Origin of the sequence: Streptomyces spongiicola (assembly GCF_003122365.1) — a bacterium.
Classification (GTDB): Bacteria; Actinomycetota; Actinomycetes; order Streptomycetales; family Streptomycetaceae; genus Streptomyces; species Streptomyces spongiicola.
Window position 1 is genome coordinate 2054499 of sequence record NZ_CP029254.1, and the last position, 13957, is coordinate 2068455.

The 13957-nt window shown below is 74.1% G+C and carries 11 protein-coding genes; 3 read left to right on the forward strand and 8 right to left on the reverse strand.

Annotated elements, in window-relative coordinates:
- Window positions 1-227: 227 nt before the first annotated feature.
- The 3 genes from DDQ41_RS08855 to DDQ41_RS08865 form a co-directional block, all read right to left on the reverse strand.
- On the reverse strand, window positions 228-983 hold the full coding sequence (locus tag DDQ41_RS08855) for a peptidase (protein ID WP_109293994.1): 756 nt from the start codon (window positions 981-983) through the stop codon (window positions 228-230).
- A 210-nt stretch (window positions 984-1193) separates the two neighbouring features.
- Complete coding sequence (locus tag DDQ41_RS08860) at window positions 1194-1700, reverse strand: ATP-binding protein (RefSeq protein ID WP_109293995.1); 507 nt, start codon at window positions 1698-1700, stop codon at window positions 1194-1196.
- Between the two features lie 157 nt (window positions 1701-1857).
- On the reverse strand, window positions 1858-2226 hold the full coding sequence (locus DDQ41_RS08865; protein WP_109293996.1) for an STAS domain-containing protein: 369 nt from the start codon (window positions 2224-2226) through the stop codon (window positions 1858-1860).
- A 226-nt stretch (window positions 2227-2452) separates the two neighbouring features.
- On the opposite strand from DDQ41_RS08865, the gene DDQ41_RS08870 reads away from it, so the two are divergent.
- The 3 genes from DDQ41_RS08870 (at window position 2453) to DDQ41_RS08880 (ending at window position 7316) form a co-directional block, all read left to right on the forward strand.
- Window positions 2453-3433, forward strand: coding sequence for an RNA polymerase sigma factor SigF (locus DDQ41_RS08870; protein WP_174720273.1), 981 nt, complete (start codon window positions 2453-2455; stop codon window positions 3431-3433).
- Between the two features lie 135 nt (window positions 3434-3568).
- The gene (locus tag DDQ41_RS08875; RefSeq protein ID WP_262508653.1) at window positions 3569-4927 is read left to right on the forward strand and encodes a DegT/DnrJ/EryC1/StrS family aminotransferase; all 1359 of its coding nucleotides are present in this window, start codon (window positions 3569-3571) and stop codon (window positions 4925-4927) included.
- Window positions 4920-7316: a lipopolysaccharide biosynthesis protein gene (locus DDQ41_RS08880; protein WP_109297628.1), complete on the forward strand. Its 2397-nt coding sequence runs from the start codon at window positions 4920-4922 to the stop codon at window positions 7314-7316. The genes DDQ41_RS08875 and DDQ41_RS08880 overlap by 8 nt, the downstream gene beginning before the upstream one ends.
- Here the strand turns inward: DDQ41_RS08880 and DDQ41_RS08885 are convergent.
- The 5 genes from DDQ41_RS08885 to DDQ41_RS08910 form a co-directional block, all read right to left on the reverse strand.
- On the reverse strand, window positions 7291-8463 hold the full coding sequence (locus DDQ41_RS08885; RefSeq protein ID WP_109293998.1) for a glycosyl hydrolase: 1173 nt from the start codon (window positions 8461-8463) through the stop codon (window positions 7291-7293). The genes DDQ41_RS08880 and DDQ41_RS08885 overlap by 26 nt on opposite strands.
- Window positions 8460-9071: a hypothetical protein gene (locus tag DDQ41_RS32330; protein WP_262508400.1), complete on the reverse strand. Its 612-nt coding sequence runs from the start codon at window positions 9069-9071 to the stop codon at window positions 8460-8462. Before DDQ41_RS32330 ends, DDQ41_RS08885 begins: the two co-directional genes overlap by 4 nt.
- 6 nt (window positions 9072-9077) lie before the next feature.
- Window positions 9078-10976 carry a hypothetical protein gene (locus tag DDQ41_RS08895; RefSeq protein ID WP_109293999.1) on the reverse strand — a complete coding sequence of 633 codons (1899 nt, stop codon included), beginning with the start codon at window positions 10974-10976 and terminating at the stop codon, window positions 9078-9080.
- A 277-nt stretch (window positions 10977-11253) separates the two neighbouring features.
- Window positions 11254-12033, reverse strand: a complete 780-nt coding sequence (locus tag DDQ41_RS08900; RefSeq protein ID WP_109294000.1) for a polysaccharide deacetylase family protein — start codon at window positions 12031-12033, stop codon at window positions 11254-11256.
- A gap of 299 nt (window positions 12034-12332) precedes the next feature.
- Window positions 12333-13832, reverse strand: coding sequence for a glycosyltransferase family 2 protein (locus DDQ41_RS08910; protein ID WP_109294002.1), 1500 nt, complete (start codon window positions 13830-13832; stop codon window positions 12333-12335).
- Window positions 13833-13957 lie beyond the last annotated feature (125 nt).

The window sequence follows — 13957 nt, forward strand, 5'->3', positions numbered from 1 at the left end:
GGCGGGTGCGACAGAAACGTCAGGTACGTCAGGTACGTCAGCTGCGTCAGTAACGGCAGATACGGCGGATACGGCGGATACGGCGGATACGGCGGATACGGCAGGAACAGCACGAACAGCAGCTGCGGCGGTAGCGTCAGGCACCGCGATCGTGACGGGCATGGCGGGCCAGAGCAACGCCGGCAGGGCGCCCGCCGCGGCGGCGAGTCGGGCACGGCGCGGCACGGTCAGCCCGCGGACCGCGGACCGCGGCGGGTCAGCCACAGCACCCCGGCGGCTCCGGTCAGCAGCACCGCGCCTCCGAGCGTCCCCAGCGCGGGCGCGGAGTCGAGGGGACCGGTCTTCGGCAGCTCGCCGGTTCCGGAGCCGGATCCTCCCGATCCGCTGGAGCCCGGCTCTCCGGATCCACCGGACCCGGAGCCGGACCCGGAGCCGCTCGTCCCGGAGCCCGACCCGCCGGACGGCTGTCCGCCGCCGGAGCCCTGGACGTCGAGTTCGAGCGAGGGCTTCGGATCGTTCCCGGGAGTGCACGTGGTCGTCGTCCCGAGTGCCTTGATGGTGAGCACCCCGGCGGTGAAGGTGACCTTGCCGCTCTTCGCGGGGGTGTACGTCCCGGTCAGGTCGTTGATCCTGATGGGGGTGTCGGGCGGGATCGCCTCGGCGTTCGGCGGCCCCGAGACCGGGACCGTGCCCTGCTCCGCGCCGCCGAGTTCGATGACCGCACTCGGGTTCATCGCTCCCTTGCCGAGTTCGACGGGGCTGGACGAGACGCCCTTGCCGAACGACATCGTGAGGCTGTAGCCGCTGCCGCTCTTCACGGCCTTGATGTCGATGGGAGACACCGCGGCCTTGGGGCCGATGGGCGTCTGGCACCGGTAGTCGACGTCCACGACGGCCGCACCGGCGGTCGGGGCGGCCGCCAGTACCACCGAGCCCGCCAGCGCCGCCGCCAGCGCGAGAGCCGTCCGCTTCTGGTACGACATCGAGTCCCCCTCATGCCGGTGGCCGCCGCAGCCAACTGACGACACATCAGATCGGTCGCTCAAGGTACGCCCCGGCACGTGCGGAGGGAAGACACGTACGGAGGGAACACGAAGAGCACGGCGGATCGCCGTGCTCCACAACAGCTTCGCTTCACTCGGGGACCGGACCGGTGCCGCGTCGGGCGAGGCCCGCCCCGTCGCGACGCGGCGCTAGGAGGGCGCCGCGAGTTCCGCCCACACCGTCTTGCCCGTCGTCCCCGGCGTCCTGACGACACCCCAGTCCAGGCACAGGCGCTGGACGATGAACATGCCGTGGCCACCGGGCCGGCCGGCCCGGTGCGGGGTGCGGGGCGCGGGCTGGCCGGCGCCGAGATCGGTGACCTCCAGCCGGAGCACCTTGGCATCGCTGGAGACCCGCAGCCGGTCCGGGCCTTCCGCGTGCAGGCAGGCGTTGGTGACCAGCTCCGAGACGACGAGCAGGACGTCCTCGGCCGCGGCGCGCCGGTCGGCGTTGGCGGCGGGCAGCCAGCCCCAGTCGTACAGGGCCTGCCGGGTGAAGTCGCGAGCGAGCGGGACGATGCCGCTGGCGTTTCCGAGCGCCAGGGTGCGCACCCGGCCGTCGGGCAGGACGGTACCGGGTCCGCCGCCGGCCCCGGCGGGGGCGCCGTCCGGCTCGGGGCCGAGGTCGCCCGGCGGATGCTGCCGGGTGGTGCTCATCAGCGCTTCACCTCACCGATTCACCAGTTCGCGTGTGGGTAGATACGGAGCGTGCGGGGGTTTGCACGCATTCTGCGAGGGTCCCGGGGATCCTTGCGGGGGTCTTCTGCCCGGCCGGATCCGGACAACACCCCCCGGTCCGGTCATGCGGCGGGAGTCACTCCGCCAAGGCCGCTTCCACCGAGTCGTGGACGGTGAAGACCGCCTCGGCGCCGGTGATCTCGAACACCCGGGCGACGACGGGGAGCATTCCGGCCAGATGGACCCCGCCCCCGGCCGCCTCGGCCCTGAGCCGGGCACCGAGCAGCACGTTCAGCCCCGTGGAGTCGCAGAACTCAAGATGTGAGCAGTCGACCACCAGGCGTGCGCGACCCTGCTCGAGCGCGTTCTCGAGTGGCGCACGCAACAATTCGGCGGTGTGGTGATCCAGCTCACCCGCCGGGGTCACCACCTCGCTCGGGCCTTCGGTCCTGACCTCGACCCGAAGGCGGCCTCGATTCGCACTGCCGACCGTCCCGCGGTCCATGCCCGTCCTCTTCGCCGACGACGTTGACGTCCGCAGAACATTACGCCTTTCGTACGCCGATCGGTAGCCGAACTACCCCACAAATCGGACATACATGACTTTCAACACTTGCAACGGGCGGCAAAGAGCGGGTAGGGCTATATGGACACCACCGACACGGCCGGCTTTGGAGGCGCCGCACACCGCAGCACCGCGTATGGGCATCGGCAGCCATATGCCGAGAACGATGGAGGAGACCATGTCACCCCGGCTCGACGAAACGCGTACCCCGAACGCGCCGTCGACATGTCAGCACGATCACCTCGATTCCCGCGAGCAGACCGGGCGCACCGGGCAGACCGGGCGCCGCACGCCCGACGTGTACGACGAGCACCACCCGCACGGGCAGTACGGGCAGTACGGGGATGTCGACCTCCCGGCGCTCCCGCCGTTCGACCAGGTCGGCCCCGTGGACGCGCGCGCTCTGTCGAAGACGCTCTTCGCCCGCCTGGAAGCCCTCGAGGAGGGCACGCACGAGTACTCCTACGTGCGCAACACCCTCGTCGAACTGAACCTCGCACTGGTCAAGTTCGCCGCCTCCCGGTTCCGCTCCCGCAGCGAGCCGATGGAGGACATCGTCCAGGTGGGCACGATCGGTCTGATCAAGGCCATCGACCGCTTCGAGCTCAGCCGGGGCGTGGAGTTCCCCACGTTCGCCATGCCGACGATCATCGGCGAGATCAAGCGCTTCTTCCGCGACACCTCCTGGTCCGTACGCGTCCCGCGCCGGTTGCAGGAGCTGCGGCTGGACCTCGCGAAGGCGGGCGACGAGCTCGCCCAGCAGCTCGACCGCGCACCCACGATCGGCGAACTCGCCGAGCGCCTCGGCATCACCGGGGACGAGGTCGTCGAGGGCATGGCCGCGAGCAACGCGTACACCGCGAGTTCGCTGGACGCGCAGCCCGACGAGGACGAGTCCGAGGGCACCCTGGCGGACCGCATCGGCTACGAGGACCACGGCCTCGAGGGGATCGAGTACATCGAGTCCCTGAAGCCGCTCATCGCCTCGCTGCACGCGCGCGACCGCAGGATCCTCTCGCTCCGCTTCGTCGCCGGCATGACCCAGTCCGAGATCGGCGACGAACTCGGGATCTCGCAGATGCACGTGTCGCGCCTGCTGACCCGCACGCTGACCAGGCTCAGAAGGGGCCTCACGGTCGAGGAGTGAACTCCCGCCCGCGGCACACCGCCTGAAGGGTCCGTTCCGTCAAGGGATGGACCCTTCCGCCGTATTGACGGTGGGGTCCGGTATGGGCCACATTGAGCCGGGGGTTCAGGGGGTGGTGGGGCCGTGGGGGAGGCGCTGGAAGCACGGATGCGCGACCGCGTCGGCAGGGAGTGCCTCTATCTGCCGTCGTGCCGGCTCGGGCTGTACGTGGCGCTGCGCCACTGGTGCAGACCCGGCGGGCGGGTGCTGATGTCGCCCGTCAACGACGACGTGATCTTCTTCGTGGTGCTGGCGGCGGGCCTCCGCCCCGTGCAGGCACCCCTCGACCCGCGTAGCGGCGCGATCGACGAGTCCGCCGTCCCGGAGGCGACCTGGCGGACCGTGGACGCGGTCGTCACCACCAATCTGTACGGCAACCCCGATCCCGCACCCGCGCTGCGCGCCCGCTGCGACACGCTGGGCATCCCGCTGCTCGAGGACGCGGCGCACGCGATCGGGTCGAGCGTCGGCGGACGGCCCGTCGGCTCGTACGGGGAGGCGTCCGTCTTCAGCCTCTCCAAGCACACCGCCGCCAAGACCGGGGGCTTCCTGGCGGTCGCCGACCCGGCCCTCCTGGGCGCCCTCCGGGAGGCCCGGGACCGCCTCCTCACGCCTTCCCGGCTGTCCGCCGAACTCGCCTACGTCCTGCGGCCGTACGCGGAGGCCTCGGTGCGCGGACTGCGCCTGGTCCGGGCTGCCCGGGCCGTGACGCGGCTCCTGGGCATGGAGGAGCGCGAAGGGATACGGATGCCGCTGCGGCCCGGCGACCTGCGGCAGGCGGTCGCCGGGGCCCCCGCGCTCACACCGTTCCACTCCTGGGTCCGGGTCGACATGCACGACTACCGGATCCGCCCCGGACGCGCCCGCCTCCGCCGCACCGCGCGGCTGCTCGACCGCCTCGACGACCGTCTCGCGGCCCATCTCGAAGGCACCCGGCGGCTGCTGGCGAGCCCCTGGGCGGCGCCCGGCACCGGCCCGGTCCAGCCGCTCTTCCGCGTACCGCTGCTGGTGGCCGACCGGGACGCGGCCGTCGCCGCACTGTCCCGGCACCGCATCACCACCGGCTATCTGTACGACCCGCCGCTCGACGACTACGCCTCCGCGCGGTTCACCGACCCGCCGCCCGACCCGGAACCGGCCCGCTGGTTCGCCCGCCACGCCCTCCCCGCCGACCCGCTCAGGGCGGACCGGATCACCGCCGTCCTGGACGCGGCGGGCGTACACCCGGCCCAGCCGCCACCGGGAGCACGGCGGGCCGGGGATCCCGAAGGAGGGGCCGGCGGTCGCGAAAGAGGGGCCGGGGGCCCCGGAGGCGGGGCCGGTGGTCTCGAAAGAGGGGCCGGCGGCCCCGGAGGCGGGGCCGGCGGTCGCGAAAGAGGGGCCGGGGGCCCCGGAGGCGGGGCCGGTGGTCTCGAAAGAGGGGCCGGGGGCCCCGGAGGCGGGGTCGGTGGCTGAGACGACCCGGGTGCGGGCGCCCGGTACCGCCACCGGCGGGAGGGCGCCCTCCGACGGGACGCCCAAAGGGGCCGAGGGCGGCGCCTCCATGTTCCGCAACGCCTATGCGCTGATGCTCTCCACCGGCGTCTCCGCCGCGCTGGGGCTGGGCTTCTGGCTGGTGGCCGCCCGGTACTTCACCGAGGAGGCCGTGGGGCAGGGGTCGGCCGCCATCGCCGCGATGCGGCTGCTCGCCTCGATCACCGCCACCACGATGATCGGCGCGGTGGTGCGGTACGTGCCCAGGGCCGGACGGGCGACCGGTCCGCTGGTGTGGCGGGCGTACGCGGTCAGTTCGGCCGTCGTGTGCGTCGCGTGCGCGGCCTTCCTCGTCACCCTCGACCTGTGGGGACCCTCCTACGCCCCACTGCGGGGCCCCGTCGCCGGAGCGGTCTTCACCGCCGCGTGTGTCGGCTGGGCGCTGCTCACCCTGCAGGACGGGGTGCTGACGGGGCTGCGCGAGGCCGTCTGGGTGCCGGTGGGCAACGCGGTGTTCTCCGTGGGCAAGCTGCTGCTGCTCGTCGTCCTCGCGGGCGCCCTCCCCGTCCTCGGGGTCTTCGTGTCGTGGGCGGCGGCGATCGCCCTGTCCGTACTGCCTCTGGGCTGGCTGGTGTTCCGCCGGCTGATACCCCGCCACGCCGCCGCCGAGGGCGGCCGCGAGCCGCCGCGGATGCGGGACATCGGGCGCTTCCTCGCCGGGGACTCCGTCGGCGCCCTCTTCTCACTGGCGATGATCAACCTGCTGCCGGTGATGGTCGCCGTCCGCTTCGACGCCGCGCACAACGGCTTCTTCTACATCGCCTACACCGTCGGCGGCACGATGGAGTTCATGGCCATCAACATGGCCTCCTCGCTTACCGCGCACGCCTCGCACAGCCCGGGCAGCCTCGCCGACGGGGTGCGCGGCGCGCTGCGCCGGATGGCGCTGCTGCTCGTGCCGGTCGTCGCCGTACTCGTCGTCTTCGCACCGCTGATCCTCGCGCCGTTCGGCCCCGACTACGCCGAGCACGGCACGACGGTGCTGAGGCTGCTGGCCGCCGCCGCGCTGCCCCGCGTCGTCGTGGAGCTGTACATCGGGGTCCTGCGTGTACAGGGCCGTACGGGCGTGCTCGCGGCCCTCCAGGGCACGATGTGCGCGATGGTGCTCGGCAGCGCCGCGGTCCTGATGGGCCCTTCCGGGATCTCCGGCGCGGGTCTGGCGATGCTGCTGTCCATGGCGCTGATGGCACTGGTCTCCGCGCCGGGCATCCGGGCTGCGCTCGCCGGGCGGGAGCCCCGTCCGGCGAGCGGGACGGAGCCGTTGAGACCGCGGCGGCACTCCGGGGCCGACGGCTTCGGCACGACCTGGGCCCGCCTGGCCGCCGCGCGGCGGGCGTCTGCCGGGGCCGGGCAGGACGGGGTCCGGACGCGCGAAGCCGTCTGCCCGCAGGCGGTGTGCGGGGCGGGGGGTCCGGCGGGCGGGGCATCGGCGCACGGCGCGGGAACCCAGGCCGCGGCACCGGCGCACGGCGCGGAAACCCAGGCCGCGGCACCGGCGTACGGCGCGCGAACCCAGGCCGCGGCACCGGCGCACGGCGCGCGAACCCAGGCCGCGGCACCGGCGCACGAGAAAGGGAGCCAGGCGCCCCGAACACCCCCGCACCAGGTGGGAAACCCGCCATCCGGAACCCCGGCGCACGGCCCGCCGGAGTGGTCCCCGGCCGCCGGGCCGGGCGGGGAGTCGGGAACGGCCGCCTGGCTGTGGCTGCTGCTGGCTCTGGCGGCCGGCCTGTTCTGGTTCCCGCTGGCACGGGCGCGGGACGTACCGCCCGGGCCGCTGACCGGCCGGGAGTTGCTGCCCGCGCTGCCGCCGCCGACGGTGACCGCCGTGCTGCTGCTGGTGGTCGTGTACAGCGGCGCCGTGGCACTGGACCGTCTGCGGCCGGTCCTGCTCGCGGCCACCCTGCTCACCACCACGGCCGCGCTGCACACCGCGCCCGCGCTGCTGGGCGTACGTCCCCCGCCCGCCGCCGGGCCGGGGCACGAGGCACTGACTGAGCTGCTGACCGGGCCGGTGGGGACCGCCGGCCCGGTCGAGGTACGCGCGATCCTGCCGCCCCTGCTGCAACTGCTGTGCCTGGGGCTCGCCGCCACCGCCCTGCGGGCCCTGGCCGTCCCAGGGCGGACGACCGCGGCGGCGGTGTGGATCCTGGCGGTGGCGGGCTGGGCGGCCCAGGGCGCCTTCGCCGCCGCGGCACTACCGGTGACGTCCGGGTTCCTGGCGGTGGCGGTGGCCGCGCACGTCCACCGCCGGACGGGCCCCGGCGCCGCCCGGCGGAAGGACCTCAGCGGCTCGGGACCGGCTGTCTGAACCAGCCGTCCCGGCCGGCGAGGCGGTAACCCTCCAGCCCCGGACCGTCGTCGACCGTCAGATCGCAGCCCTCGCCCGGCACCGCGCGGTTCCAGTGCACCATCGCCTTCACCCTGGGCATGGTCCGGGCGACCTCCGGGATGGCCGCGTACCACTCGCGCTGCCGGTCGGGGTCGGCCGGATCGGGGACGGTCGCGAACTCGGCGAGCATCAGGGGCTTCTCGTCGGAGATGTTCGCGAGCAGCCAGTCGTGGGCGGGCCGCTGGCTGCGCTCGAAGTCCTTCCAGTCCGTGGTCCGGTGGCAGGTGAAGTAGTTGTACTGGTCCATGGCGAGCCAGTCGACGTAGTCGTCACCCGGGTACAGCCGCTTCATCAGGTCGGCGCTGCCGAGGTAGCCGGAGACCGTCCACACCCACACCACGTTCCGCGCGCCGAGCTTCTCGAAGCGGTCCCGCAGATGCCGGTAGGCGGCGACGTACTCCTCGGGCGTCCCGGCGCCCTCCCCGATCCGGGCGTCGACCTCCTGGTCGAAGGAGAGGAAGACCCGCTTCCCGTAGGCCCTGACGCGGCGGATCTGCGGGTCGATGATCTCCGTGTCGTACCGGCCCGACGCGATGTTCCGCCAGCCGAGCTGGGTCTCGGTCCAGTTGGCGTGGTGCGGTTCCTTCCAGACCGTGGACTCCCAGGCGAGCATCAGGAGCCGGTCGCGTCCCAGTTCCTGTTCGTCGGGGGTGAGCAGCTGCCCGTCGAGTTCGTTCCCCGACATGTCGTGGTACGTGTAGACGAGGTCGAGCCGCCGTCCGATCTTCTTCTCGAACGCGTACACCGGTGCGGTGAGCGAGCCGTTCCCGTCGTAGGGGATGTAGGCACCCCACCAGGCGCCGCAGCGCGGAGCGAGCGCGTCGTCGGGGGCGCAGGGTCCGGCCGGGGGCTCGCCGGAGACGGCGTTCCCCGGAAGCTCCCCCGGTGGACCACTCCCCGGTGGACTCGCCTGCGGGCTCCCCGGCGGACTCCCCGGCGGACTCCCGTCCGCGGGGCCGTCATCGGCGGTGGCCCAGATTCCGATGCCGGCGAGAAGCGCCGCGACCGCGGCGAGGACGACCGCCGCGGCCGCTCGCCGCCGGGATCCCGCACGAGGTCCGCTCATCGGCCGCCGCTCCCCGCCGCGCGTCCGGGCGCGGCCTCACCGCCTGGCACACCCCGACCACCCGGCGCACCCTCACCGCCCGGCACGCCGTCGCCCCCGTGCGCACCCTCACCGCCCGGCACGCCGTCGCTCCCGGACCCGGGAGCCGTACCCGGGGACGACGCACCGCCGCTCCCGGCCGTCACCCCGGCCGTCACCCCGGCCGTCGCCCCGGGCGCCTCACCCGAAGCGGCGTCACGCGCCCCTCCGGCCGCGCCGCGCGTGGCCGCGGGGAGCGGGAGCCCCGGCAGGGCGGCGGCGACCGTCGCGAAGGCCGCGAGGGGCAGCAGGAACGCGGTCACCGTGAATCCCCCGGCCAGGAACAGCGAGGTGGCGGTGAGTACGGCGACGGAGAGGCTGATCGGGGCCGCGAGCGCGAAGGCCTCCAGACGGGCGGCGGGCCGCAGGCCGGCCGGCTGCGGGTGCAGCAGGGCGAGCCCCGGGCCGAAGCCGACGAACAGCAGCACGGGGACCCATCTCAGCGGCGAGCCGCCGGGCAGCAGGGTGGCGGCGAGCGCCGCCCAGCCGGACAGCGCCACGGCCGCTCTGAACCGGGCCTCTTTCGGCATCGGGAATCACCTCGCTGATGATCGGTGTTCGAGTACGACGCCGTAGGGGTGTTCCTCGACGACGGTGAAGAGCGGGGACGCCGCGAGCCTGTCGCGCAGCCTCGCGAAGCCACCCGGGGGGAGCAGCCCCTCGCCCGCGGTGTAGACGTCCTGGGTTCGGGTGAGGATGACGTACGCCCGCGTCCCGGGCGGGATCCCGTCGTCCAGATAGCGGGCCGGGTCGGCGAGCATCCGTTCGTTCTCCGGCAGTTCCTGCTCGGCGAAGAACCAGTGCTCCAGCCGGTCGTAGCGGTGCAGCGCCCTCGGGAACGAGCCGGTGGCGGCGAGGACCAGGCTTCCCTCGGGGGCCCGGTCGATGGACCGGGTGACCAGGGCCGTCTCGGCCGGCGGGGTGTAGTGCATGCTCTCCTTGCCGTAGTACGAGGGGAGGAACCCGGCGGCGAGCGCGACCAGCGACACGGGCAGCGCGACGGCGGCGACACGGCGGCGGACGGTCCTGGCGCGCGGTGAGGCGGCCCGGGCACCGGCGGCCGGGACGAGTGCCGCGGCGGCGAAGAACGCCGCTCCCGGCAGCCCGAACAGGTAGACGCGGAAGAGCATTTCACCGCCGTAGTCGTTGACGGCGAACAGCGGCAGCGGCGCCGCCGACACCACCAGCAGCGGCAGGGCGCTGCGGACCAGCCTGCGCCGGGTGAGCACGGCGACGGCGGCCGGCACCGCGACCGCGAACACCATCAGCACATTGGCCAGGCCGGCGAGTTCGGGACCGGGGCCGGTCAGCCGGCCGGCGTACCCCGGGCGGGAGTTGCGGGTCAGCTCGCCGAGGGACTCGCGCAGGGTGCCGAGGGTCTCCATGAACAGCGGCCGCCCCATGGTCAGGTCCCAGACCAGCATCACGGCACAGGCGACGGCGAGGAGCCCGTAGTTGCGGTAGCGGCGGGTGAGGAGCAGGGCGGACAGCGACACGCACAGCATCACCGGGGTGAGCTGGTGCGAGGCGTTGACCGCCAGGAGCAGGGGCACGAGGAGCAGCACGCAGACGGCGCGCTGGCGCCGCCCGGTCGGCGGTGGCACGGCGGCCGCGGCCGGGTCGAGGAACGTGCGGTCCCGCAGCCTCCCGGCCGACCCCGGCAGCACGAAGTGGCGCAGCACCACCGCGAGTACCGTCAGATGCAGCAGGTAGGCGAAGCCCTGCGGGGCGAGGTAGTCCTGGCCGACCCAGTTGGCGAGCTGGTAGATCCAGACACCGGTCCACACCAGCCGCCAGTCCTCGGCGAAGGTCCGGTAGAGCAGCACGAGCACGGGCATGAGCAGCAGCCCGAGCACCACCGGCGCCCAGTTGAGGTACGCGGCCGCGCTCTCCACCCCGAAGGAACGCACCAGGGCGGCGTTGAGGCCGAAGAAGCCGGGCCACTGCTCGTAGGCCGCCATGTTGCCGGACAGCGGCGCGTGGGGCCGCAGTTCGCCGCTCGCCAGAAGGGTGTCGACGACGGCGTCGTGCTTGGAGGCCCACGGGTAGCGCACCGAGTCGTACAGCAGCGCGGGAGGGGCCTTGAGGGCGAACAGCATCCCGACGCAGTAGGCGGCCGGCCACCAGGGGGCGGTACCCGCGCGCCGCAGCGCGAGCAGGAAGCCGCCGGTGAGCACCAGGAGCGCGGCGAAGAACGACGCCGGCAGCCGGTCGAGGAGTCCGTACTCCCCCATCGTCCGGAAGCCGATGCGCGGCAGGGCGTATCCCCACAGGGCGAGACCGAGGAGCAGCGGGAGCCAGGTGAGGCCGGGCAGGGGCGGCCGTCTCCGCGGGCGGGCGCCGGTGACCGCGGGCGGGCGGTGGCCCTCGGCCCGTGCCGCCGCCCGCAGCACGCCGCTCCCGGTGACCGGTGTGGGCACGCGTTGCTGCTGCACCGTGCGACTCCCCCCACGGATGTGGACGCTGCTGTCAGACCGCCGTCCCTTTCAGCGAAGTATAGGAATCTGGTGAGGTTTTGGGCGGCTCTCGACCATCTTCACCCGTCGCCCGTCGCCCGGGGGCCCGGGGCCCGTCGCTCGGCACTCGGCGCTCGGCGCCTGTCGCCCGGCGCCCGGCATCCGACGTCTGTCGCCTGTCGCCCGGCGTCCGGGGCCCGTCGCTCGGCGCTCGGCATCCGACGTCTGTCGCCCGGCGCCCGGCGCCCGGGGCCGGTCACCCGGCGAATCGCGGGCCGCGCACGGCCGCCCGCGCCCGCCGGTAGAACCGCCAGCCCACGGTCGGCAGCGAGTCCGGGTACGGCGCGACCCGTGCACCCGTGCCGTCCATCCACGCCCGCACATCGGCGGCGGTGTGGCCGCGGCGCAGGATGAGCCGGGCGATCCGGTAGGCCTCGTCGGTCTCCGAGCTGAGCGCGTGGCGCACGGCGACGGCGGACTCGTACCCGGCGGCCCTGGCGGCTCGGCGCACGGCGCGGCTGTTGTAGCCGTGCGGATAGGCGAGATGGCGCACCCGGTGGCCGAGGGTCTCCTCCAGTACGGCCTTGGAGTGGCGCAGTTCGTACCGCAGCCGGCGGGCGCCGAGCGTGTCGAGCTGGGCGTGGGTGACGGTGTGGCCGCCGACCTCCATGCCGCACTGCTCCAGCAGCGGCGCCTGGGCGAGCGTCATCATCGGCGCGGGCGGCAGCAGGCTGCGGAGCCCGGGAGTGATGGCCCCGGTGGTCAGATACGCGGTGGCGGGGAGACCCCGGGCTGCGAGCGCCTCGGCGGTGGGACCGGGCAGATCGGCGAACCCGTCGTCGAAGGTGAGGACGACGGGCCGGGGCGGCAGGGGCGCTCCCCGGCCGGCGAGATGGTCGGACAGGGCACCGATCCTGATGGGCGTGCGGCCGCTGGCGACGACGGCGTCGAGCTGGGCGGCGAACTCCGCGGGGCCGACGGTGAACTCGGCGATCCAGGCCGGCGGGTCGTCCATGACGGCGTGGTAGAGCAGCACGGGAATACGGGTCTCCCGGGGGCCGCCTCGGAGGTGCGGGAGGCCCGGGAATTCCCGGGGACTTCGAGGTCTCCCGGGTCTGAGGGAGTTCTGAGGACTACGGGATTCACGGGGCTGGTGAGGTGCCCGGGGTTGGTGGGGTTCATGCGGAGTGCCGGGCTCATGGGGGACACGCGGGACGTGCGGGACGTGCGAGACGCGGAACACATGGGGCTCATGGGGCTCATGGGGAACGTACTGGAGGCGGGGCTCATGCGACTCGAGGGGGACGCGCGGCTCATGGGGTGCACGTGGTGCCGTCATCTCTCCTCCCAGGGAAGCGGCAGACGGCGGACCCGGCGGCGGGCCCGGACATAGCCGAGGGGTCCGGCGAGCATCCCGCGGCGCTCCAACCGGGAGAGGCTGCGCGGCCAGGGGTGGCCACCGGCGCCGTGCTGCCCGGGAACACCCTGGTCCCCGCCCTGGTCCGCGCCCTGGTCAGCCTCCCGGTGCGCCTTCCGCTCCGCATCCCGATGCGCCTCCCGGTCCACGTCCCGGTCCACGTCCCGGTGCGCCTCCCGGTGCGCCTCCCGGTGCGCGGTCATCGAGCGGGCGTGGGCCAGGCCGCGGGGCAGCCGGGCGAGCAGCGCCGGAAGCAGGCCCGGCCGGCGGGCGACGAGCGCGGTGAGGTACGCGGTGAGGCCGGCGCCGTAGCCGAACGCCTGGTTCCGCAGATCGCGCTCGGTCTCCCGGTGGTGGTGCCAGACGAGCGCGTCGGGCGTGTACCGCAGCCGGTGGCCGTCGGTGAGGATCCGTACGAACGCGTAGAGGTCGTCACCTCCGCGGGCCGCGGTACCGGTGCCGGTCGCCGGGTCGAATCCGCCGACCGCCCTGAGCGCCCCGGCCCGGAACGCCATGTTGGCTCCGGAGCCGAAACGGCCCGCGGTGAAAGGGAACAGCGGCTCGTCGGCAGGCGGGCGCGCCGGGTCGTAGGTGCGGGGGACGAAGCCCTTGGCGAAGCCGCCGTGGCTCTCCAGCAGTACCTGGGCGGGTGTGCCGAGCCGCGCGGGGAGGATCAGCCCCGTGACACAGCCGATGCGGGAGTCCTCGGCGAACGGCGCCGTCAGTGCCGTCAGCCAGTGCGGATCGGCGACGACGTCGTCGTCGGTGAAGGCCAGCACGGCAGCGTCGGCGGCGGCGACACCGCGGTTGTGTGCGACGGCGAGACCGGGCACGGGCTCGCGCACATACCGCACCCGCCCGTCGTGCTTCCGCTCGACCAGTTCCCTGGTAGCCCCGGTCAGCGGCGCGTTGTCGACGACGACGACCTCGAAGTCCGGATGGTCCTGGGCGAGCAGCGAGTCCAGCGCGCGGCCGAGCACACCGGGGCGCTCGCGGGTCGCGACGACGACACTGGCGCGGAGCGGGCGGGGCCGCTGCTCGTCCCCTCCGGCAGCCACCGAGAGAGCCGCGTCGTCCGGGGCCGTGCGGTGGTGGCGTGGCCCGGCGCCGTGTGCCGTACGGTCCGCGGCGGCCCCTGACCACCGGCCCCGGACGGCAGCGGTCCCGGCCAGTCGCTCCCGGGCCGCGGCGGCCAGGAAACGGGCCGGGTCGACACCGTCCGGCAGGGTCGCGGCGAGGGTGCCGACCGGGCGGCCCCGGTGCCGTACGAGCAGGAACACCGCCCCCGGCCCGACCTCGGTCCCACCCGGCGCAGGACGCAGGGAGAGCACACCGTGGGCGGGGACACCCCCGGCCGCTCGGGACCCCGTGCACGGCGGCGGATCGAGCGCGTCGAGGTCCAGCTCGGCGACCTGCATGGGGCGGGGGCGCGGCGGCGCGGGCGGAGTGTGCCGGGTGTGCGGACTTTGCAGACTGTGCGGCATGGAAGTCTCCCCGAGTGGTGTCGTCGGTGCCGTCCGGGTGCGGACATGGGCCGTTCCGG

Coding starts and splice junctions, on each gene's coding strand:
- DDQ41_RS08855 (WP_109293994.1), bottom strand. CDS start 983: ATGTCGTACCAGAAGCGGACGGCTCTCGCGCTGGCGGCGGCGCTGGCG.
- DDQ41_RS08860 (WP_109293995.1), bottom strand. CDS start 1,700: ATGAGCACCACCCGGCAGCATCCGCCGGGCGACCTCGGCCCCGAGCCG.
- DDQ41_RS08865 (WP_109293996.1), bottom strand. CDS start 2,226: ATGGACCGCGGGACGGTCGGCAGTGCGAATCGAGGCCGCCTTCGGGTC.
- DDQ41_RS08870 (WP_174720273.1), top strand. CDS start 2,453: ATGGAGGAGACCATGTCACCCCGGCTCGACGAAACGCGTACCCCGAAC.
- DDQ41_RS08885 (WP_109293998.1), bottom strand. CDS start 8,463: ATGAGCGGACCTCGTGCGGGATCCCGGCGGCGAGCGGCCGCGGCGGTC.
- DDQ41_RS32330 (WP_262508400.1), bottom strand. CDS start 9,071: ATGCCGAAAGAGGCCCGGTTCAGAGCGGCCGTGGCGCTGTCCGGCTGG.
- DDQ41_RS08910 (WP_109294002.1), bottom strand. CDS start 13,832: ATGCAGGTCGCCGAGCTGGACCTCGACGCGCTCGATCCGCCGCCGTGC.